Below are 21,440 nucleotides of genomic sequence, written 5' to 3'. Positions count from 1 at the left end.
GCTATCATCGATAGCACTAATCGTCTGTTACGTGTGTTTTCACCGCTAATAATCGAGTCTAAGCCGATTTTTTTTATCGTTCCCAGCACCGCAGCAACGTGACCGTGAGGGCGAGAGCGGACTATATTAAACCCTTCCTCGATATCTTCAATGGCTTTACCTCCCTTGAGTAGAATTTTTAAACCGTCTACTGCTTCATCCGGCAATTTAGATAGGTTAGCTAGAGTCCGTTTTCGCACTTTCTTTCCTTCGCGGTAAGACTCGCGAAGTAATACGGCGGGTGGGGAATTTCTGTTCGGAACACGTTCTATGTACATGACTACAATTGTCTCACAGATTCTCTCCTAAGAATATTAAGAAAATCTTAAATATACATGGGTACGATTTGAGGGGGCTAAATTGCTAAAATGCTTATGCAGTAGGAGTTCAGTCCCCTGTAGTACATCTGGACGGGGGGAACTTCAGCTTAAAAGAATAACGCTTTCTGGAACGGGTGCAAGATATGAGCCTCTCATCTAAAAGACGCGATCGCATCCGCAACTGATGAAACAAACCCCCTTAACAACTATGATTAATTTGTTTTAACCTGAAGTTCATACAGATTCCAAAACGCCCCATTTAAAGCCGAAAACTTGATTGGATTAATCCGATCGCGCACAGCCTGCAAAGACAGGGGATTCACTAAATACAAAAACGGCACTTGTTCCTGCACAATCTGTTGAAATTGACCATAAATTTCTTGGCGCTTACGCTCATCTAATTCCTTCACCCCTTCCTCAAATAAACGGTCGATTTCCAGTTCCCAGTCCGATACTTCCCACCCTTGAATCGGCGGTTCTCCAGGCATTTGCCCCTGATTAAATTGATGTAATGAGCCTTGGGAGTACCAAATATTAAAGCTACTGTGAGGTTCCACGCCACCGCCACCAAATCCGCCCACATAAGCTTCCCAGTCTCGACTCATCAACTTCTGCACAATCACATTAAAGTTAATCACCTGTAAATCCGCTTGTATCCCTAGATTGTTCAAATCGTTTTGAATCTGAACCGCTGCATCTATGCGAGATTTTTCTTCCGCTTTCACCAAAAGTGTAAAGCGCACTGGGTTCTTATCCCAGTCCAATAGTTTTCCTTGGTCATTATATTTAAACCCCGCATCAAGTAGTAATTTCCTTGCCTTTTGCGGGTCATAATCATAAACCTTCAATCCTTCTTCTGGAGATAAATAATAAGGACTTTGCATCGCCACAGGCGAATGCTGTAATTCACCCAATCCTCTAAAAATATTAGTTTTCATCGCTTCACGGTTAATCCCATAAGCAACGGCTTGCCGAAATGCTAACGTATTAAACCAACGAGATTTAATCGGATCAACAAAGGGTTCTCCTTTTTCATTCTTGGCTTTGTTGAGATTGAAGCCAAAAAATTGGGTATCTGATGAAGCACCGCCGTTATAAATCTTATAGTTTCCTCGTTTTTCTTCCTGCTTTAGTAAGCCAAACATTTCCGGCGCAACGTCCAGACTATCGAGTTCTCCAGAACGAAATCGGATAAACTGGTTATCAGTATTTTCAATAATTTGGACAATAATTCGCTCAATATAGGGTTGAGGACTTCCTTGGCTATCCTGACGCCAATAGTAGGGATTTCGTTGAAGAATGATCCGTTGAGCCGGGGTATAACTGACCATCTTATAGGAACCATTGCCAATGATTTGTTGCGGATCAGTGTCGGTTCCCCAAGTGGAGAGAAATTTCAGGTTCCCATTCCCATCGGTGGTGTTGATCGAGTCTTTTAGAATATGCTTGGGTAAAATTGTAATGCCGCCAGCATAGCGTAAAAATGGGGCAAAGGGTTCGGGAACCGTAAACTCAACTCGCCGTTCATCGAGTTTTGTGACGGAAGGGAATGCGCCTGAAGTCCCAATTCGCAGAATATCTCTGACACCCGTAGATATCTTTTCATTCAGATAAATCTCATTATAGGTAAAGACGATATCATCAGCAGTAAACGGTTCTCCATCAGACCATTTTAATCCTGGACGTAGGGTAAAAGTAATCCGGCGTTTATCCTCCGAGATATCCCAAGATTCCGCCAATCCAGGTTCCAATTCAGCCGTGATCCCATTTTCATTAATTAATCCATCATAAATCAACCCAAAGACAATCCGACTAAACAACGATTCACTAATCGGCGGATTAAACGTATCCGGATCAGAAGGAGAAACAAAAACCAATTGTGAAACTTGAGCCGCCTTGCTTTTAAACCGACTGGGATTACAACTACTGAGACTGGTAACCGTAAAAATAGAAAGGATAAACAGTAAAAACCAACGACGAATTCGATCAATCATATTCTCTTGCTTCTGACTTCTCTCAACTTGTCCTTCCCATCCCTTAACGCCCTCTGCGCCCCTCTGCGTAAACCTCTGCGCCCTCTGCGTTAAAACAACCTAACTCCGAACTTTCTCAATTACCCTTAATCTTCAGAAATCCTCAACTCGTGAATATTCCAGAACGCACCACCCAAAGCCGAATACTCAATCCCCTCCACGCGATCGCGCACAGCCGTCATTGACAGTGGATTCACCAGGTAGATAAAGGGTAAATGTTCTTTAATCAGGCGTTGTGCTTCGCCATAAATAGCTTTACGCTTCTGTTCATCTAACTCTTGAGACCCTTTAATATAAAGGTCATTAATCTCTTGTTCCCAAGGCGCAACTTCCCACCCCTGAATCTCCGGTTGACCAACCGTTGGTTTTTGATTAAAACTGTGTAATCCGCCTTCCGTAGACCAGACATTAGCACTATTATTCGGTTCTAATCCGCCACCCGAAAAACCCAACAGATGAGATTCCCAATCTAAGCTATTACTGAGTTTTTCCACCAGGGTACTGAAGGCAATCGGGTTAAAATCCACTTGTATGCCAACTTTAGCTAAATCTCGTTTAATTTGCGAACCCATTGCTTCGCGCAGTTTATTCCCCGCATTGGTGATTAAGGTAAAACGAACCCGATTTCCTTGATCATCCAGTAATTGTCCTTCATCGTTGTATTGGAACCCTGCTTTTAACAGTAATTCTTTCGCTTTCTCCAGATTATAATCATACACGGTAAGTCCCTCTTCTGGAGACAAATAATAAGGACTTTGTACAGGAAGATTGGAATATTGAGGTTCACCCAATCCCCGAAACAAATTATCAATCATCGTTCGCCGATCAATTGCATAAGCCACCGCTTGTCTAAATTCCAGTCTATTAAACCAACGGGATTTCATCGGTTCAACGAGAGGTTTGCCATCCCGACTTCCTTTGTTAAGATTAAATGAAATAAAACTGGAACTGAGGGTGGAACCGCCGACATAAATATTAAAGTTGCTTCGTTCCTCTTCCCGCTTGAGTAGGGAATAAAAATCTGGTGAAACACCAATCGCATCTAACCCACCGGAACGAAATTGCAAAAAAGCAGTATCGGTAGATTCAACAATTTCCCAAAAGATTTGATTAATATAAGGTTGAGGCTGACCTTGAGGTCCCTTGCGCCAGTAATAGGGATTGCGGCGGAATACGATGCGTTGATTGGTATTGTAGCGATCCAATTGGTAGGGTCCATTGACCACAATTTTATCTGGGTCGGTATCCACACCCCAAGTGGTCATAAACTTGGGTCTTCCTTCTTGGTCTTTCTCAGTTACAGTATCCTTAAGGACGTGGGCGGGTAAAATTGTCAGTCCCGTAGTGCGGAGAAAGGGAGCAAAGGGTTCGGGTGTGGTAAATTCAACTCGTCTCTCGTCTAATTTCCGCACCGTGGGAAAGCCGCGCGTTTCGCCAATTCTAAGAATGTCTCGTATATCGGTGGGAATGTCTTCGTTGAGGTAGATATCGTTATAGGTAAATACGACATCATCAACGGTTAAAGGTTCTCCATCAGACCATTTTAATCCCTCTCGCAGGGTAAAGACAATGCGCTGTTGGTTGTCAGAGATTTCCCAGGATTCAGCGAGGGCGGGTTCAATTTCACCCGTGACACCATTTTCAGTTACCAGTCCCTCGTAAGTGTAAACAAAAATATTCGGGGACTCCTGAGAGAGGGCGTAGTTAAAGGTTTTGGGATCACTGAGAATACTGGTTATGAGTTGAGATCCCTGTGCGGCTTGTGAGGTAAAGGTTGCAGGGTTGCAGGCGGACAGCGCGATCGCGATGACACAGGTGAGTAGACTCACAAACCAGCGACGTAGAGGAATGTTGGGCAAGATAGTCACGATCCGATTAAATGCTTATAACCTAATTGTAGGGCGACAGTACTGTAAGATTTGATATTGGTTAGGACAGAGCAGAAATTAGTAAAGACGCGCCATGGCGCGTCTCTACTACCCTCTAGATGTTCTCGTTTCCAGCCGTTAGGCTTCAACTATCTAAATCACAGAAGACAACCGATTATTCATTCTCATCATCCAGATATTCCTCAGCCAACTCCTCTGAGACTTCGTCCTCATTCAGCAACGAGCCAAAATCGGTGGTATCAGACTCTTCCATACTGTAAGCGCGAGCCGTGCGATCGTCTAGCACTTCTAGGGAATCGTCTTGGTCGAGTTCACTACTATCATTAAGGTCGCCGAAATTATAGCCAGCGTTACCCCCATTGGAGAACTCACCATCGACACCACTGTTTGGATCTTCATAGGCGTTGTACCCGGTTCCTGCAGGAATCAGGCGACCAATAATTACGTTCTCCTTGAGACCCCGTAACCAATCGGATTTCCCTTCAATGGCGGCTTCGGTGAGGACGCGGGTGGTTTCCTGGAAGCTAGCGGCGGAGATGAAGCTATCCGTATTCAGTGAGGCTTTAGTAATCCCCAATAATACAGGAGTATATTGAGCCGGTGCGCCCCCGGTAATTGCCATGGCTTCATTCACCGTCTCAATTTGCCGCAACTCCACCAATTCTCCCGGTAGCATCGTGGTATCACCCCCATCATCAACCCGAACTTTCGAGGTCATCTGACGGACAATCACTTCGATGTGCTTATCCGAGATGTCAATTCCTTGGGATTGATACACCGACTGGACTTCATTCACCAGAAATGCCTGCGCCGCTTGCAGTCCAGCTAAAGCACCTTCATAGATTCCCTTGTCTTCCACCGTGAAATTGAAGAAAATCTCCAGAATCTCGTGAGGATTTGCTGGTCCATCGGTTAATGCTTGACCCACCTTAACAAACTGAGCATCGGAAACCAGTGCGTTTTGTCCGGGACTAATCGGATAGTCGGTAATCACGCCTTCCTGTTCAATCACTTTGATATCAACAGTTTCATCTTCCTCATAAACCACCTGCGTCTCACCGGGGCGTCGGGCTAACACACAGGCTTCTTTGGGTTTACGGGCTTCTAGGAGTTCTTCAATTCGAGGTAACCCTTGAATAATATCCCCAGTCTTCGCCCGCTCGAACACCAGCAGCACTAGGTTGTCACCCCGTTGCACCAAGTCTCCATTATCAATTTGCAGCACCGCACCGGCTGACACACGGTAGGGACGTGCTAGTCGCAAGGTTACCGAGTCCTCGTTAACTTGGACAACTTGTCCCGATTCGGAGGCTTGCACGTTCGAGGCGAGAAAACCGGTCTCCACGATTAAATCTCCCACCTTCACCTGGGGTGTGCCACTAAGGGGAATGGTGATCCGATCTGCATCCCGAACCACCAGTACCCGACGAATGGCTTCCACCCCTTCGCGAATCCCCCGGACTTCACCGGCTTCTTTACACTGAATTTCGGTGCGGGCGACGACGGCTTTGGGCGCAATTTTATCCCCATCGTTGACCAACAGCCGGGTTTGGGTACTCCCACCCAACGGATCAGCAGAGGTATCGCGTCGGACGACCAAAGATTCCAGGATCACCAACTGTAAACGCATGTCCTCTGGATCATCAGACTCTTCGGTTGTGACTAATTCAATATCTGCCGAAATCTGAGATGTGGAATGATCCCCCTCTAATTCCTGAGTCATGTCCAAAACCAGTTGAGTTCGCAGCAACTCCAGTCCTTCCACGGACTTGATCCGCTCTCCATCTTTATAAGGTAGCCGCTGGATCGTCCGCAGCTCAATCCCGATCGCACTCTCAGCATCAGACTGACCGCCCACTCCTGAAGCACCATTGGCACTGTCGATGGACGCTTGCGAGGGGACATCCGGTTCGTCGGGAACAGTAAATTCAACCACAGGTCTGAGCAGCAGTGCCATTCCCTCTGGCGTCTCTGCCATTTCCCCATACCGCAGCTCTGCTACGGTTAGCCCAGGGACGGGTTCTGTACCGGGATACACCAACTGACCTTCAGGCACAAAGGCTTCGGGTAGCTCATCCACCAGATGCAATTCTCCGGGCTTGATCACAATTTCCCGCAGAATGTCATTCTTCTGCACGACCTCAACAATACCTCCTGATTGGCAGAAGATATCTTTCACCACCTCTGTACCGGCTTCCACATATTGACCGTCTTCCACCAGCAGCAATGAGATATCTTTGTTGACCTCGTGGCATTCTTCAGGAATCCACAGGAGGCTCCCCCCTTTAGTGACTTCGTATCCTTGCTTGGCTTTACCGCGTTTGGCGACTTCCACGCCGCCATACTTAATAATGCCCCCGGTCTGGGTACGATAGCGATCATCAATCAACTCCGCAACCACTTGATTATTTAGCACTTTTGTGCCTGGGGTTGCCTTGAGCAAGAAGCGCTGGTTATTAGCCGTGTGAATCACATACTGTTCGCGACCCCCACTACTTTCCATCCGCACCGCTGCTTGGTCTAGGCGCACCGACGCGGTGATGATGTCAATTTCCCGCTTACCCGGTGTCAGTCGAACTACCCCACCGTTTTGGCTGACTAACTTGGTTTCTGCGAGTACGGAACCGGGTTCCACAGCATCGCCGTTTTTGACTACGGGTTCGGCACCAGGAGGCAGGTTATACACCTCTCCCGATAACACCCATAACAATCCACCCCGCTGGGCAATACGGGTCGTATTCCCTTGGCGATCGGTTTTTTCTTCGGGGATCAAATCGGCAAACAGGACTTCTCCCGCCAAATCCGAAGCTACGTCTTTCGCCGCTTTTTCTGTAGACAGACGAGATTTGCCCAACGCTACTTCGGCTAAAAGCTGTTCAGCTTTCACCTGTTCCCCATCGCTAACCAGGAGAATGGAACCGGGTGTGACGGGAATGGTTTTGCTTTTCCCCTTATTAGTCGGTTCCAGAATCAGATCGCCGGCGACTTCTACTTGTTCGCGCTCTTCACCGTGGCGGGTACGGACACCCCGGGTTCGCAGACGGCTAGAAAAGCGGACAACGCCCTCAAACGCCGCTGGGACTTGACGGGCAACTTCACCGGTGAATACTCCCCCTGTGTGGAATGTCCGCATGGTGAGCTGAGTTCCGGGTTCACCAATGGACTGAGCTGCAATAATACCAACGGCTTCTCCCAAGTCCACCATGTGCCCATGCGCCAAGCTCCAGCCGTAGCAATGCTGACAGACTGATCGCGAGGCTTCACAGGTGAGGGGTGAGCGCACCATCAACTCTTGCACCTCGGCTTTGCCGATGACGTCGGCTAATTCGTCAGAGATGGCTTGGTTGCGTTTGGCGATCACCTCTTTGGTTTTCGGATGCAGCAAATCAGCGGCTAGGACTCGCCCCAAGAGCCGATCTTGCAGTGGAATCAACACGCGATCGCCATCGGTCATCGCGGTAAGCTGAATGCCTCGGGTTGTCCCACAGTCTACTTCCCGGACAATCACATCCTGAGACACATCCACTAAACGCCGAGTTAGATACCCGGAGTCCGCCGTTCTCAAGGCGGTATCCACCAGTCCTTTGCGTGCCCCGTAACTGGAAATAATATATTCAGTAACGGTTAACCCTTCGCGGAAATTGGTCTTGATCGGCAGGTCAATAATTTCCCCTTGCGGATCAGCCATCAGACCCCGCATCCCGACCAATTGGCGTACCTGAGACAAGTTTCCTCTTGCCCCGGAAAATGCCATCATATAGACCGAATTCAAGGGATCAGTTGCCTTGAAATTCACCACCACTTCATCTTTCAGGGCTTCCGACGTACTATTCCAGGTATCAATAACTTTCTGGAATCGTTCAACTTCTGTAATTTCACCCCGACTGTAGCGGGCTTCCGTGGCGCGAATCTGGGCTTCCGCCGCTTCTAGCATCTCACGCTTCTTCGGCGGGACGAGTAGGTCATCGACACTAATCGAAACCCCTGCTTTTGTGGCATAGCGGAATCCTAAATCCTTAAGTTGGTCAGCCATCTGAGCTGTCCGGGCGCTGCCATACTTAGTAAACGCCCAGGAAATCAGTTTTTTGAGCTGACCTTTATCAACGACTCGATTGTAGAAAATCGTTTCTTTTTGACCTGCTTTATTTGTCATTTGTCCTTTGTCATTCGTCCTTTGTCATGTGTCCTTGACTTTGTTTCAGGCAATCATTAGGGCATCTTGAATGGCTTTGTTGTAAATAATTCGACCCGGCGTTGTCCGAATGTACTGAGAAATCAGTTCACCATCAGCCGTTTCCCGAACCCGGCGGTCTTTGTAGATTTTCGTCACTATTCCATCGGAGGATGTTTCTGTAGAAATTACCTGATCATCATCCGACTTGCCACTCTGCATCGTGCCATCAAAGCGCACCCACACATAAGCATGTAACTCGACTTGCTTTTGTTCAAAGGCTCGGATTGCATCATCTAGAGAGGCAAAATAGCGATCTGCGCCTTTTGTGGCGTGGGGATTTTCGGCGGTGAGGTAATAGCAACCCAGCACCATATCCTGACTCGGTGCGACAATCGGACGTCCCGTCGCTGGAGAGAGAATATTATTGGACGCCAACATTAACAATCGAGCTTCGGCTTGGGACTCCAAAGACAGGGGAACGTGAACCGCCATCTGGTCGCCGTCAAAGTCCGCGTTAAAGGCAGGACAGACCAAAGGATGCAATTGAATGGCGCGACCTTCAACCAAAATCGGTTCAAAGGATTGAATCCCTAAGCGGTGCAGCGTTGGCGCTCGGTTGAGCAAGACGGGATGACCAGCAATCACTTCTTCTAGGACATCCCAAACGCTGGGGTCACCTCGCTGAATCAGTTTTTTGGCGGCTTTAATATTATTAACTAACCCCTGACTAATCAGACGATGGATCACAAAGGGTTGAAACAGTTCAATCGCCATCTCGCGGGGTAAACCGCACTGGTGAATTTTCAGATTTGGACCGACAACGATCACCGAACGTCCGGAGTAATCAACCCGTTTACCCAAAAGGTTTTGGCGGAATCGACCCTGTTTCCCTTCAATAATGTCGGACAATGACTTTAATGCCCGATTATTCGCACCCACCACCGTGCGTCCCCGGCGTCCATTATCAATCAGCGCATCGACCGCTTCTTGCAGCATCCGCTTTTCATTGCGGACAATAATTTCTGGGGCGAGGATTTCCTGAAGACGTGCCAAGCGATTATTGCGGTTGATCACCCGGCGATACAAGTCATTCAAGTCTGAGGTGGCGAAGCGTCCCCCATCCAGCTGAACCATGGGACGCAAATCCGGTGGGATAACGGGAATCACCGTCAGCACCATCCAGTCAGGTTGCGACCCGGTGGCGATGAAGTTATCAATGACCCGCAGCCGCTTAATCAGCTTTGCCCGCTTTTGACCTTTGGCGTTGCTGATGTCCTCGCGCAGCTTTTCTGCTTCACTGTCTAAGTGGACATCTTGCAAGAGTCGTTGTAGAGCTTCCGCACCAATTCCTACCTCTACACCATTGAGTTCAGAGTCTTCGCGGTAAAGTTGTTCCTCAATTTCCAGCCATTGGTCTTCAGTCAATAGCTGTTTATAGCTGAGATTTTCAGCATTTCCTGGACTCAGAACCACATAAGCATTGAAATAAACAATCTGCTCGACATCCCGCAACGGCATATCCAACAGAATACTCAGGTAACTGGGAATCCCTTTGAGATACCAGACATGTGCCACAGGCGCCGCCAGTTTAATGAACCCCATGCGGTGTCGTCGAACCCGCGACTCTGTAACTTCCACGCCGCAGCGTTCACAGACAATCCCACGATGGCGAACTCGTTTGTATTTGCCGCAGTGACATTCCCAGTCTTTAGCCGGACCAAAAATCCGCTCACAGAACAACCCGTCCATTTCGGGTTTGAGCGTGCGATAGTTAATGGTTTCCGGTTTCGTCACTTCCCCCACCACTTGACCATTCGGTAGGGTACGTTCTCCCCATATACGGATTCGCTCCGGAGAGGCAATTCCAATTTTTACGTAGTCAAAGCGCTGTTCTTGTTGCTGTTTCATCTTCCAGGGTTTTGAGTTTTGAGGGTTCCAGATGTAGATATTGGATGTTCCAGACGTAGCAGGCTACGTCTAGAACATTCAACACGGAGAACTTATAACTCTTCTTCTTCGAGTTCCTCACTGCGGAGGGATTCATAGGTGGGTCGGTTAGGGGTACGACGCCGGTCGCCATCTGCCATCAAATCGACTTCTAAGTCACGGCTAGAGCCATCTTCAGCGGTCTCTACTTTGTGAACGGCAATATCGAGTCCCAAGGATTGAAGTTCTCGCATCAACACCTTAAAGGATTCCGGAGTACCGGGTCGGGGAATCGCCTTGCCTTTGACAATAGCGTTAAGGGCTTCATTACGACCCTGCATATCGTCCGATTTCACGGTAAGTAACTCTTGTAGGGTATAAGCCGCACCAAAGGCTTCCAATGCCCAAACTTCCATTTCCCCAAACCGCTGACCGCCCTGCTGTGCTTTACCTCCCAAGGGTTGCTGGGTAACCAGGGAGTAGGGACCAGTGGAACGAGCGTGAATCTTATCATCCACCAAGTGAACCAGTTTCAACATATAGGCAATACCAACGGTCACCGGACGATCAAAGGCTTCGCCTGTGCGACCGTCAAACACCTGAATTTTGCCTGGATTTTCTGGATCAAATATCCAATCTTGCTGAGTTTCTTCACGGGCTTGCTGGAGTTTGCCGTGAACGGTAAGCCGGGATGCTTCTTCCCCATACATTTCATCAAAGGGGATCATTTTAAATCGCAGTCCCAAGTTTTCACCCGCCCATCCCAGTAAACATTCAAAGACTTGACCGACATTCATCCGACTAGGAACACCCAAGGGATTGAGAATAATGTCGAGGGGAGTGCCATCAGGGAGGTAAGGCATATCTTCCATCGGCAAAATCCGGGAAATAATCCCCTTATTACCGTGACGACCTGCCATTTTATCGCCCACCTGAATCTTGCGCTTCTGAGCCACATAGACACGCACCACCATGTTGGCACCGGGCGGGAGTTCATCGCCTTGCTCACGGGTAAAGATGCGGACATCCACAACCCGACCTTTTTCACCGTTGGGAACACGCAAGGAATTGTCTCGCACGTCCCTGGCTTTTTCCCCGAAAATTGCCCGAAGTAACTTTTCTTCTGGGGGTTGGTCGGATTCGCCTTTGGGCGTCACTTTACCCACGAGAATGTCTCCGGCTTCCACCCAAGCCCCAATGCGGATAATTCCTTGTTCGTCAAGTTGGCGCAGCGCATCTTCCCCGACGTTAGGAATTTCACGGGTAATTTCTTCAGGTCCGAGCTTGGTTTGTCGGGCTTCAATTTCGTATTTTTCGATGTGAATACTGGTGTACACATCATCCAACACCAGTCGCTCGCTAATCAGGATGGCGTCTTCGTAGTTGTAGCCCTCCCATGGCATATAGGCAACCAGAATATTCTGTCCCAGTCCCAGTTCTCCCCCTTCGGTGGCTGAACCGTCAGCCAGAATTTGACCGGCTTCCACGTCATCCCCACGAAAGACCAACGGACGCTGATTTAAGCAGGTATCTTGGTTGGAGCGCTGATATTTCTGGAGTTCGTATTCAATAATTTCCGGTTCGCTCGTTTTTCCATTCTCGACGTTTTCTCCGGGCAATGCAGGGGGTGCGGTGGGTGCGGTTTGTACCCGAATTTTTGTCGCATCTACATAAACCACCTCACCGGCTTTACGCGAGACAATCACCATCCCCGAATCGCGTGCGGCTTGGGCTTCTAAGCCTGTACCCACTAGGGGACGCTCTGGACGTAACAAGGGGACGGCTTGCCGTTGCATGTTTGAACCCATCAAGGCGCGGTTGGCGTCATCATGTTCCAGGAAGGGAATTAATGAAGTAGCCACAGAGATAATTTGCACTGGGGATACCGCTACAAAGTCTACCTGATCTGGGGTCGTGGTGGTGAATTCTTGGCGATAGCGCACGGGTACTGATTCGCCCAAGATATAACCATTTTGATCAATGGGGATGTCACCGGGAGCCACACGCAAGTCATCCTCTTCATCTGCGGTCATGTAAAGGGGCGCCTTGTCTTTGATCACCCGCCCATTTTCTACAGGGTACGATGGGGTTTCAATAAAGCCGTAGGCATTCACCCGTGCATGGGTTGCCAAGGAACCAATTAGACCCGCGTTGGGTCCTTCTGGCGTTTCGATGGGACAAATCCGTCCATAGTGAGAGGGGTGAATATCCCGCACCGCAAACCCAGCGCGTTCCCGGGTTAAACCACCGGGTCCGAGGGCAGATAAACGGCGTTTGTGGGTTAACTCAGCTAGGGGATTGGTCTGATCCATGAACTGGGATAGCTGAGATGAGCCAAAGAATTCTTTAATGGCGGCGACTAGGGGTTTGGGGTTGACCAAAGAGGCGGGGGTTAAGGTATCAGAGTCGGAAACCGTCATCCGTTCCCGAATGATCCGTTCTAGGCGATTTAATCCCACCCGAACCTGGTTTTGCAGGAGTTCTCCCACCGAACGAACCCGACGGTTCCCCAAATGGTCGATATCGTCGGTGCTGCCTATATCAAATTCCAGGTTGATCAGGTAATCAATGGCGGACATAATATCTTGGGGAGTCAGGACTCGGATGGTATCGGCAACATTTAAGCGCAACTTTTTGTTAATTTTGTAGCGACCGACACGACCGAGGTCATAGCGTTTGGGGTCGAAAAAGCGTGAGTCTAATAACTGCTGACCCCCGCTTACCGTGGGCGGTTCACCCGGACGGAGCTTGCGATATAGCTCCAGGAGGGCGTCTTCTTCACTGGGATTGCCTTCTTTGTCTAAGGTCTTTTGATAATAATCGGGGTGGCGCAGGGCGTCGATAATTTCATTGTCCGAGAGTCCTAGGGCTTTTAAGAGAACTTGGGCAGACAATTTACGGGTTTTGTCGATGCGAACCCAGACTAAATCATTTTTGTCGGTTTCAAATTTTAACCAGGCGCCCCGGTTGGGAATTAAAGAGGCGGAGTAGGTGCGGCGTCCATTTTTGTCGATTTCTGACTTGTAGTACACGCCGGGACTGCGGACAATTTGATTGACAATGACGCGCTCAGCGCCGTTAATAATAAATGTACCGCGATCGGTCATCAGGGGCAGATCGCCAATAAAGACTTCTTGCTCCTTGATCTCACCCGTCTCTTTGTTGATCAAGCGGGTTGGTACATACATTTGCACCGCATAGGTGCTGTCTCGCCGCTTGGCTTCATCTACATCATATTTAGGACTCTTGAGCTTGTAGTTTTTGCCGATAAAGTGGAGTTCTAGCTTACCCGTATAGTCACTAATTGGCGAGAAGCTGTCGAGTTCTTCAATCAGCCCTTCTTCTAGAAACCAGCGAAAACTAGCTCGCTGAATTTCCACTAAGTCTGGTAATAGATAGGTGGGAGCTGTATAAGTTTGAGTCGTCATGCTTTTCCTTCTGGAGAGGGTGAATCAGCGTCAGGCTTGGCGGTGAAGCCAAGGGTATCGGGAAATTTTGACCCCTAACTCGGCGATCCTGATCAACACAGATAGTACGATTGGCTATATCGGTAGGGGTAGATACTTGTCAGTGTCAAAGCACCGCCAAGCCGAGAATTTTTACCACAAAGAAGCGACAAGAGAGTCTGAGGATGATCACGACTGTCTTAATAATCGGCGGGAGGTTTTTAACGATAATAATGATACGGGGGTTAATCTACAATTAGTTACAATAGGCGGCATCTGTTCCTCGCTGGCAGTTTGGCATTGATTAAGGATTGTTTCGGGGCAGGCGGTGACAACGGGATGGAACTTGAGAAAATTTTATTCATAGTAACTCTTCTTAATCAATTATGGCGCAAGCCCAACAGGATTTATACTAAATCCCGGTTAACTCCTCCCTTTTTGTGCGCTACCGAAAGCCTGAGTTTTTGAGGTTTGGCTTCTTTTAACCCCGAACGGCGCTTTGAAGAATCGACGATCTAAGACAGTTGTCCTGTCTGTTCCCGGCTGGGTACGGTCAAATTAAACAGCCGACAGGCATTCTGGGTGGTTTCTTGTGCCAAGGTTTCTAGGGGAATCTGCCGCAGTTTGGCAATACAATCAGCAATATGGTACAGGTTAGCCGGTTCATTTCGTTTACCGCGCTTGGGTACAGGGGCTAAGAACGGACAATCCGTTTCAATCAGCAGCCGATCGCGCGGTACTAGGGCGGCTGATTCTTTAATGGCTGTGGCGTTCTTAAACGTGACAATACCACTGAAACTAATATAAAAGCCCAGATCCAAAAACCACTGAGTTTCCTCAGGCGTTCCCCCCCAACAATGCATGACCCCCTGTATTGATCCCACCTCCTTTTCAAACTGCTGCACCCAATCACGTAGATCGGCGGCGGCGTCGCGACAGTGAATAATCACGGGTAAGTTAAGTTCGTGGGCGATCGCGAGTTGTGCGGTAAATACCTCCTTTTGCTGCTGTTGGTTTTCGGCTTTATAAAAATCTAGCCCCATTTCCCCAATTGCCACCACTCTGGTATCAGAACTGGCTAAGTCCCGAATTTGATCCGCCATTTCGGGCGTCCATTTGTGGGCATCTAGGGGATGTAAGCCGACGGCAAAAGACAGTTCTGGGAACCGATCAGCCAAATTTTGAATTCCCGAAAACTCTGAGGGTTCGACGCAGGAATGTACCAGCCGCACAACGCCGACATCCCGCCAGCGATCGCGCACGGCTTCTAGATCAGACTCGAAGACATCGAAGTTGATATGAACATGGGTGTCTATCAACTGTATTGACATTGTGTCCTCTCCTGCTCAATTCTTACCTAAGACGGGCAGTAGCTCTAAGCCAAGAACTCAAGTTCTTGGCTGATGCCGGGGCTTGCTGAAAATTGTGCCAGATATTCAGATGTAACTCACCTGACTAACTTACTTATATGCCCAATTTCTTGGCGCTCTACTTGCCCGACGCTGATTCCGGGTGATCCCATCCCTAGATCAGCTAATTATGACGCCTCTGATGTTTCAGCCGATGCTGGGTTCATTTGAGCTTGTACATTCTTGAACCGCTTGACTAAGCGGGACTTTTTGCGAGCACCATTGTTACTGTGCAGGATGCCCCGCTTCACGGCTTTGTCTATTTTACTGTACGCCGCAGACAGGCGATTTTGCACATCCTGCAACGATTCAGGCGACGGCTGACGGGAGTAATCCTCAACCGCCTCAAAATATTTTTTCATCAGCGTTCTCACCGCTGATTTATAGCTTTTATTGCGAACTCGGTTCCGTTCAGCGATTTTAATACGTTTAAGAGCAGACTTGCTATTAGCCACAGGAGTCTTCAGGAAAACTAACGTTTACGATTACCAATATTCCAAAATACCAGAACAACCACTATAACATCTATGTCAAAAGTATCGCGACTCCAGAAAAATCCAGGTAAGCTAGAGAAGAGAGACTAGGAAAGGAGGACTCCCGGTCAGGGAACTCCCTCATCCTATCCTAGTCTCCCACGGGTAATACCTCATGATAGGCACACCGACTCCATGCTGCGAATAATCACTCAGCAGGCTGAGGCAAAAACTGAACTACGGCGGATCTGCGATCGCACCTCCCACGATGGAATCATGCACAAAGAGGCGACGGTGCGAGAAGTCTTGCAGACGGTAAAACGCCAAGGGGATAAAGCCCTCTTGCACTATACCGAAGAATTCGATCATCAATGCTTAACGCCTGAGCAACTGCGTGTCAGTGGCTCAGAACTGGATGCTGCCTACCAGCAAGTATCCAAGGAACTCCTGGATGCGATTCAGTTGGCAGCACGGCAGATTGAAGCCTTTCACCGACAACGTGTCCCCAAATCTTGGGTGCACTTTGGCGATGATGAGGTGGTGCTGGGCAAACGTTACACGCCAGTGGATCGCGCCGGACTCTATGTTCCTGGTGGTCGAGCCGCTTACCCAAGTACGGTGTTAATGAATGCGATTCCGGCTAAAGTGGCAAAAGTGCCTCAAGTCGTCATGGTCACGCCACCGGGCTTGGAGAAAAAGATTAATCCAGCCGTGTTAGTCGCCGCCCAAGAAGCCGGAGTCAGCGAAATTTACCGTATCGGAGGTGCCCAAGCGATCGCGGCTTTAGCTTACGGCACCGAAACCATTCCCAAGGTGGATGTAATTACAGGTCCAGGAAATATCTACGTCACCCTGGCAAAGAAACTCATCTACGGGACTGTGGGTATTGACTCTCTGGCAGGTCCATCGGAGGTACTGATTATTGCCGATAGTGCTGCCAACCCTGTCTATATCGCCGCCGATTTATTAGCGCAGGCAGAACATGACCCGCTAGCCGCGGCTATCCTGGTGACGACAGACGCTCAACTGGCAAAAAGCGTGCAAGCCGAAGTCAAACGGCAACTTCAGGATCATCCCCGACGCCTACTTACCGAAAAAGCGATCGCGCACTACGGATTAATTGTAGTCGTCGATTCCCTGGAAATCGCCGCAGAATTGTCCAATGAGTTTGCCCCCGAACACCTAGAATTAGAAATCACCGAACCCTGGGACTTACTCGAAAAGATCCGCCATGCTGGTGCCATCTTCCTGGGAACATCCACCCCAGAAGCCGTTGGGGACTATATCGCCGGACCCAATCACACCTTACCCACCTCCGGTGCTGCTCGCTATGCTTCGGCGTTGGGTGTTGAGACATTCATGAAGCACTCGAGTCTCATTCAATATTCCTCAACCGCCCTGAATAAAATGGCAAGCGCCATTCAGGTGTTGGCACAAGCCGAAGGATTACCCTCTCATGGGGATTCCGTGCGCTTACGAACCTTTGGCGAAAGGCACGATTGACTGGATTGGTGAGTTATCCGTCAGTCATTCGTCCTCAATCATTCACAAGGAATGACGAATGACAATAAGAATTTGTCAAGCCAGTAGACAAAACCTCTGCTCAAGAGGGAAAATTCCTATTGCTGGGAGCCAATCGCTCACAATCGCTCACGATGAGGAGAAATTTTGGTGCTAAAGACGATTCTGGTAGCTCTCGAGAGCTCCAAGCCAACCTATCGCTTAATTGAAACCCTAGACAACCTACAAATAACATCAGCCACCAAAATTATCCTGTGCAATGTCATGCTTCCTCAAGATCCTGAAATGGACATCCCCCTTGATCGCCCGCATCCTTCTGAGGAGTTCCTTTACCAAGAAACCGAACAGCAACTGCAACTGTATCAAGCTAAACTACCTTGTCCCAGTGAAATTCAAATTGTTAACGGTGACCCTTCCGCAGAAATAATTCGCCTTGCTCATATTTATCACGCGGATTTAATTGTGATTGGTACTCGTGGACTAACGGGCTTACAGCGGATTGTTCAAGGTTCGGTAAGTAGTCAGGTGGTGGCTGATGCCCCTTGTTCAGTATTAGTGGTTAAGGGGGAGGAATAATCATTGGTCATTCGTCATTAGTCAAGGAACTTTTTCACAGGGAACAGGGAACAGGGAATAAAAAAAGGAAATTCATCATTCAGCTATCCTTGAATTTTGCCGACATTCCGCCCCCTGACTGGCATAATCAGATTTTATTTAGGGTGGGCAAGAGTTGTCAGGACATTATACCCGAATAGCCTTTTCTATCAAGACAAAGTCCGGAACAATAGTAGAAAATAGGGAGGTTAAAAGGGTGCAGCTATTTGTGTAGTAGAAGATGACCGCAGAAACCTTTGACCAACAGATTTCCCTATCCCTCAGACGTGTAGAAACGCTTTGGCAACAAGCACACGAAGTATTTAAATTGCCAGTACAGGCGTCTTTACGCACAGAGGAAATGTCGAATCAGCAGCAACACTTATTACTGGAGAGTTTGACACAACTGTCTCATTCCCTGCAAGAATTGCAATTTGCTGCCGGAGAACTACGCCAACAAAATGATAAATTAGCGAAAAGCCAGATTACCATAGAAGCTGAACGCCAGCGTTACCGGGAATTGTTTGAGTTTGCCCCCGATGGTTACCTCGTCACCAATCCCGACGCGATCATTTTTGAGGCAAATCAAGCCGCCGCCAATATGCTCAACTTTTCTCCAGAACGTCTGGTGGGCAAATCTTTAGCCGTTTTTGTCGCTACCCAGGAACGGCGCGATTTTTTTTACAAGTTGAGTCAGTTACAACGGGGTGAGTCAATCAATAATTGGCCCGTCCAGATTCAACCCCGTAGTAATACCTCCTTCCTCGCTTCCCTAACCGTCGCGCCTGTGAAAAACCCATCGGGTCAGGTGATTGGATTGCGCTGGCGGTTGCAAGATTTAACGATCGCACGCTATAAAGATTCCATGCAATCCCACAATCATCCCCTGTTTGACTCCATTGTGAAGCACACGGTCATTGGGTTAGGACTTTTGGATCATCAGGGTAACCTGATCGAATATAACCCGAAACTACAGGCAATGCTCGGTTGTCCGGCTGATGAATTAGCACCCACTTTGATGACGTGGATGAATTTAGATAAGTCAGGAATGGAATCGGCAATGTTTCGTCAATTGATAGCGGGTGAACGTCACTCCTACCAATTGGAGAAGCCTCTCCAGCATCCGGATAGCACCATTGAGTGGGGACGCCTGACGGTGGCGCTGGTATTGGGGACTTCAGACGAACCCACTTCAGCGATTTGTATTCTAGAGGATATTAGTGAGCAAAAACGCCTCAAAGCACAGCAACAAGAGGCAATTCGTCAGCAACAAGCGATTCAGCAGCAGCAAGCGGTCAAACAAGCCGCCAGTCAGCCAGAGAAGAAACCTCCAGCCACCCCCTCTTCCCCAACGCCGGATACCTCAGTCGAACAACTCGGACAACTTTTAAATGCGATTCTCTCAAATTCCAGTGACTTTTTTCTAGTGTGCGATCGCACGGGCAAATATGTCTATGTGAATCAAGCCGCAGCCCAGGCGTGGGGACTCCAGCAAAAAGATTTTATCGGTAAAACTTGGCATGATCTGAAGTTGTCCGCCGAACAGATGGAACAGTTGGATATTCAACGGGACTTGGTTTTAACCACGGGAGAGTCTAAGACCGACGAAATTACCTTAACCACGGTTGAGGGGGTGAAGGATTACGAGTACACGATGACTCGTTTGGAGAATCTCGACGGGGATGGTAGCGCCATTGTGATCACGTTTAAAGATTTGAGTGAACAAAAACAGGCGAGGGTAGCTGTTAGCGAAGCTATGGCAAAAGAAGCCGAATATCGGGCGCTCAAATCCCATCTTTCCCGATTGGCTTCAGTGGTTACCCAAGAACTTCGTAATCCTCTGAACAAGATTTTTTCCCATGCTAAATACCTGGAAAATAACCCCGATTTCGACACCGAGAACGACAACCTTTACTATCTCCAGCGCATCCAAGGGAATGCTCACCGGATCAACCAAATCCTGAATGATCTGCTGTGGATTAATAAGGTTGAATCCAAACAACTACCTTTAAATCTCACCGAACTAGATTTAACTCAGTTGTGTCAGGAATTAATCACTCAGTTACAGGAGCGTACACCATCGAGACGCCAAATTACCTTTGTCAGTCCTGAATCTTGTTGTCGCGTTGCTGATGAAAAATTGTTGCGCCGGATGTTGACAAATTTGATGATTAGTGCATGGCGCTATTCACCAGAGGATAGTCCGATCAAGTTGGAATTGTTGTGTCAAGACGTACAGATAGCGTTTCGTATTCCGGATTTTGGGAGTAATATTCCCGAACCTGAGCAAAATGTCTTATTCAACGCCTTCGACACCAATAGTCATGGTGATGGGGTGACGGGGAGTAGTTTAGGACTGATACTAGTTAAACATTGTGTGGATTTACAAAATGGTGCGATCGCGGTAGAGTCTCAAGCCGGAGAAGGAAGTACGGTGACAATTACTCTACCCTTACCGCAACCTGGGGAGGAGAACCCGTAAGCGATGGGGATGGGGAATTGATACCTAATCAGGTAGAACCCCGGTTCTTTCAGGATTGTAGAGACGTAGCATGCTACGTCTCTACAGTGTTCTGGAGGGGTATTCAACCTGAATTTGATATAAGCACAGGCTTGACGCACACCTGGAGGCTTTCAGGCGATAGCAACGGGAAAATAAGGATTTCAGCGTTACGTCGAACTCAGCTAACCAAATCGTCAAGTTTTTGCTATCATAGCTATCGAGTGAGTCGCGGACGTGGCGGAATTGGCAGACGCGCTAGATTTAGGTTCTAGTACCGTAAGGTGTGAAGGTTCAAGTCCTTTCGTCCGCATTTGAGAAGAACAAAGGATTGCGGCTGTACAGTGACAAATTCTTTGTCATCAATGTTGCTTAAGTTTTATGAAGCGGGATAGAATGCGAGCGCATCTTTGGGGAGTGGAAAAAACCCATCGCTGGAGATATTGTTGTTAATCAGGTAACAGCATACACAGAAACGTTATTGAACCAAGGGGATTTAAGGTTCGTTACCGTAGGGGCGCACCGACGTGCGCCCTCGCCCTCTTTGGTAACAACCGGGAATTTAAATCTATTGGCGAAGGATAGGGTATTGGTAAGGGATAACCAAACCAGTCCTTTTTTAGCCCAAGCAGGGGGAAATCTTTATATTCAGGGGAATAATGGAATTGATATTCTGGCGCTGAATCATCCAGAAACCCCGTTTGTAAGTGGGGGAAATCTAAGTTTAGTCAGTGATGGAATTATTTCGGGGGATGTTAAGTTTTCCTAAGATGAGTGAAGTGCGATCGCCTGTTTGGGGGTATGATCGAGGAGATTTTCTGCTACCAATCCGATAAGATGCGATCGCGCCTCCTGGGAAGGACAGGAAAGACCTGCATAAATCGGGGGAACCTCTGGTAATGTCTTTCCGAGAACCCATCCGCAAACCAAATTTCTCACCCTTGAGTCGGAAGTCCGCGCCGAATCCGTTGCAGCAACGCCGTTTCCAAGTTCCGAAACCCCAGGAACCTGTGGTGCGACGCTCACCGGAGGAACAGAAGGCGTTTTTGCAACAGAAACTGGAGCAGTCAGCCTTTGTCGGCTATAACGGTCTTAATGTCCCGGTTAATGCACCCA

11 protein-coding genes, 1 tRNA gene and 2 pseudogenes are annotated in these 21,440 nt (G+C 48.4%); 6 read left to right on the top strand and 8 right to left on the bottom strand.

Features of this window, described 5'->3' with window-relative positions; genetic code table 11:
- From ACLGGO_RS29530 to rpoB, 5 genes and pseudogenes are all read right to left on the bottom strand, one after another.
- A pseudogene (locus ACLGGO_RS29530) lies at positions 1 to 317 on the bottom strand (IS1634 family transposase); the annotation flags it as partial.
- Between the two features lie 254 nt (positions 318 to 571).
- Complete coding sequence (locus ACLGGO_RS29525) at positions 572 to 2,353, bottom strand: ABC transporter substrate-binding protein (protein ID WP_446421979.1); 1,782 nt, start codon at positions 2,351 to 2,353, stop codon at positions 572 to 574.
- 125 nt (positions 2,354 to 2,478) lie between these two features.
- Positions 2,479 to 4,242: an ABC transporter substrate-binding protein gene (locus tag ACLGGO_RS29520; RefSeq protein ID WP_446421981.1), complete on the bottom strand. Its 1,764-nt coding sequence runs from the start codon at positions 4,240 to 4,242 to the stop codon at positions 2,479 to 2,481.
- A gap of 193 nt (positions 4,243 to 4,435) precedes the next feature.
- Positions 4,436 to 10,363 (bottom strand): annotated as a pseudogene (locus ACLGGO_RS29515) (DNA-directed RNA polymerase subunit beta').
- A 92-nt stretch (positions 10,364 to 10,455) separates the two neighbouring features.
- On the bottom strand, positions 10,456 to 13,809 hold the full coding sequence (gene rpoB / locus ACLGGO_RS29510) for a DNA-directed RNA polymerase subunit beta (RefSeq protein WP_446339690.1): 3,354 nt from the start codon (positions 13,807 to 13,809) through the stop codon (positions 10,456 to 10,458).
- 67 nt (positions 13,810 to 13,876) lie between these two features.
- Here rpoB and ACLGGO_RS29505 point away from each other — a divergent pair, with 67 nt between their 5' ends.
- The gene (locus ACLGGO_RS29505) at positions 13,877 to 14,131 is read left to right on the top strand and encodes a hypothetical protein (RefSeq protein ID WP_446339689.1); all 255 of its coding nucleotides are present in this window, start codon (positions 13,877 to 13,879) and stop codon (positions 14,129 to 14,131) included.
- 211 nt (positions 14,132 to 14,342) lie between these two features.
- Here ACLGGO_RS29505 and ACLGGO_RS29500 read toward each other — a convergent pair whose 3' ends face one another.
- The gene (locus ACLGGO_RS29500; RefSeq protein ID WP_446421980.1) at positions 14,343 to 15,152 is read right to left on the bottom strand and encodes a TatD family hydrolase; all 810 of its coding nucleotides are present in this window, start codon (positions 15,150 to 15,152) and stop codon (positions 14,343 to 14,345) included.
- Positions 15,153 to 15,364: 212 nt separating this feature from the next.
- Entirely contained in the window at positions 15,365 to 15,691 is a 327-nt protein-coding gene (gene rpsT / locus ACLGGO_RS29495) for a 30S ribosomal protein S20 (RefSeq protein WP_446339688.1), read from the bottom strand.
- 213 nt (positions 15,692 to 15,904) lie between these two features.
- Here rpsT and hisD point away from each other — a divergent pair, with 213 nt between their 5' ends.
- The 5 genes from hisD (at position 15,905) to ACLGGO_RS29470 (ending at position 21,093) form a co-directional block, all read left to right on the top strand.
- Complete coding sequence (gene hisD / locus ACLGGO_RS29490; protein ID WP_446339687.1) at positions 15,905 to 17,212, top strand: histidinol dehydrogenase; 1,308 nt, start codon at positions 15,905 to 15,907, stop codon at positions 17,210 to 17,212.
- Between the two features lie 168 nt (positions 17,213 to 17,380).
- Complete coding sequence (locus ACLGGO_RS29485; protein WP_446339686.1) at positions 17,381 to 17,806, top strand: universal stress protein; 426 nt, start codon at positions 17,381 to 17,383, stop codon at positions 17,804 to 17,806.
- Positions 17,807 to 18,065: 259 nt separating this feature from the next.
- Positions 18,066 to 20,306 (top strand): PAS domain-containing sensor histidine kinase, encoded by a 2,241-nt coding sequence (locus tag ACLGGO_RS29480; protein ID WP_446421978.1) that lies wholly within the window; start codon positions 18,066 to 18,068, stop codon positions 20,304 to 20,306.
- Positions 20,307 to 20,555: 249 nt separating this feature from the next.
- Positions 20,556 to 20,637 (top strand) — tRNA-Leu (locus tag ACLGGO_RS29475).
- A gap of 168 nt (positions 20,638 to 20,805) precedes the next feature.
- Complete coding sequence (locus ACLGGO_RS29470) at positions 20,806 to 21,093, top strand: hypothetical protein (RefSeq protein WP_446339684.1); 288 nt, start codon at positions 20,806 to 20,808, stop codon at positions 21,091 to 21,093.
- On the opposite strand, the gene ACLGGO_RS29465 is transcribed toward ACLGGO_RS29470, so the two are convergent.
- Complete coding sequence (locus tag ACLGGO_RS29465) at positions 21,090 to 21,263, bottom strand: hypothetical protein (RefSeq protein ID WP_446421977.1); 174 nt, start codon at positions 21,261 to 21,263, stop codon at positions 21,090 to 21,092. The two genes, ACLGGO_RS29470 and ACLGGO_RS29465, sit on opposite strands and share 4 nt — an antisense overlap.
- Between the last annotated feature and the right edge of the window lie 177 nt (positions 21,264 to 21,440).

This window comes from Coleofasciculus sp., assembly GCF_046565525.1.
Lineage (GTDB): Bacteria > Cyanobacteriota > Cyanobacteriia > Cyanobacteriales > Coleofasciculaceae > Coleofasciculus.
Note: the sequence above shows the minus strand (reverse complement) of the source record. Positions and strands in the feature narration are given on the sequence as shown.

Bases quoted from the DNA above. Each gene is read 5' to 3' on its own strand.
- ACLGGO_RS29525 (WP_446421979.1), bottom strand. From the start codon at position 2,353: ATGATTGATCGAATTCGTCGTTGGTTTTTACTGTTTATCCTTTCTATT.
- rpoB (WP_446339690.1), bottom strand. From the start codon at position 13,809: ATGACGACTCAAACTTATACAGCTCCCACCTATCTATTACCAGACTTA.
- hisD (WP_446339687.1), top strand. From the start codon at position 15,905: ATGCTGCGAATAATCACTCAGCAGGCTGAGGCAAAAACTGAACTACGG.
- ACLGGO_RS29480 (WP_446421978.1), top strand. From the start codon at position 18,066: ATGACCGCAGAAACCTTTGACCAACAGATTTCCCTATCCCTCAGACGT.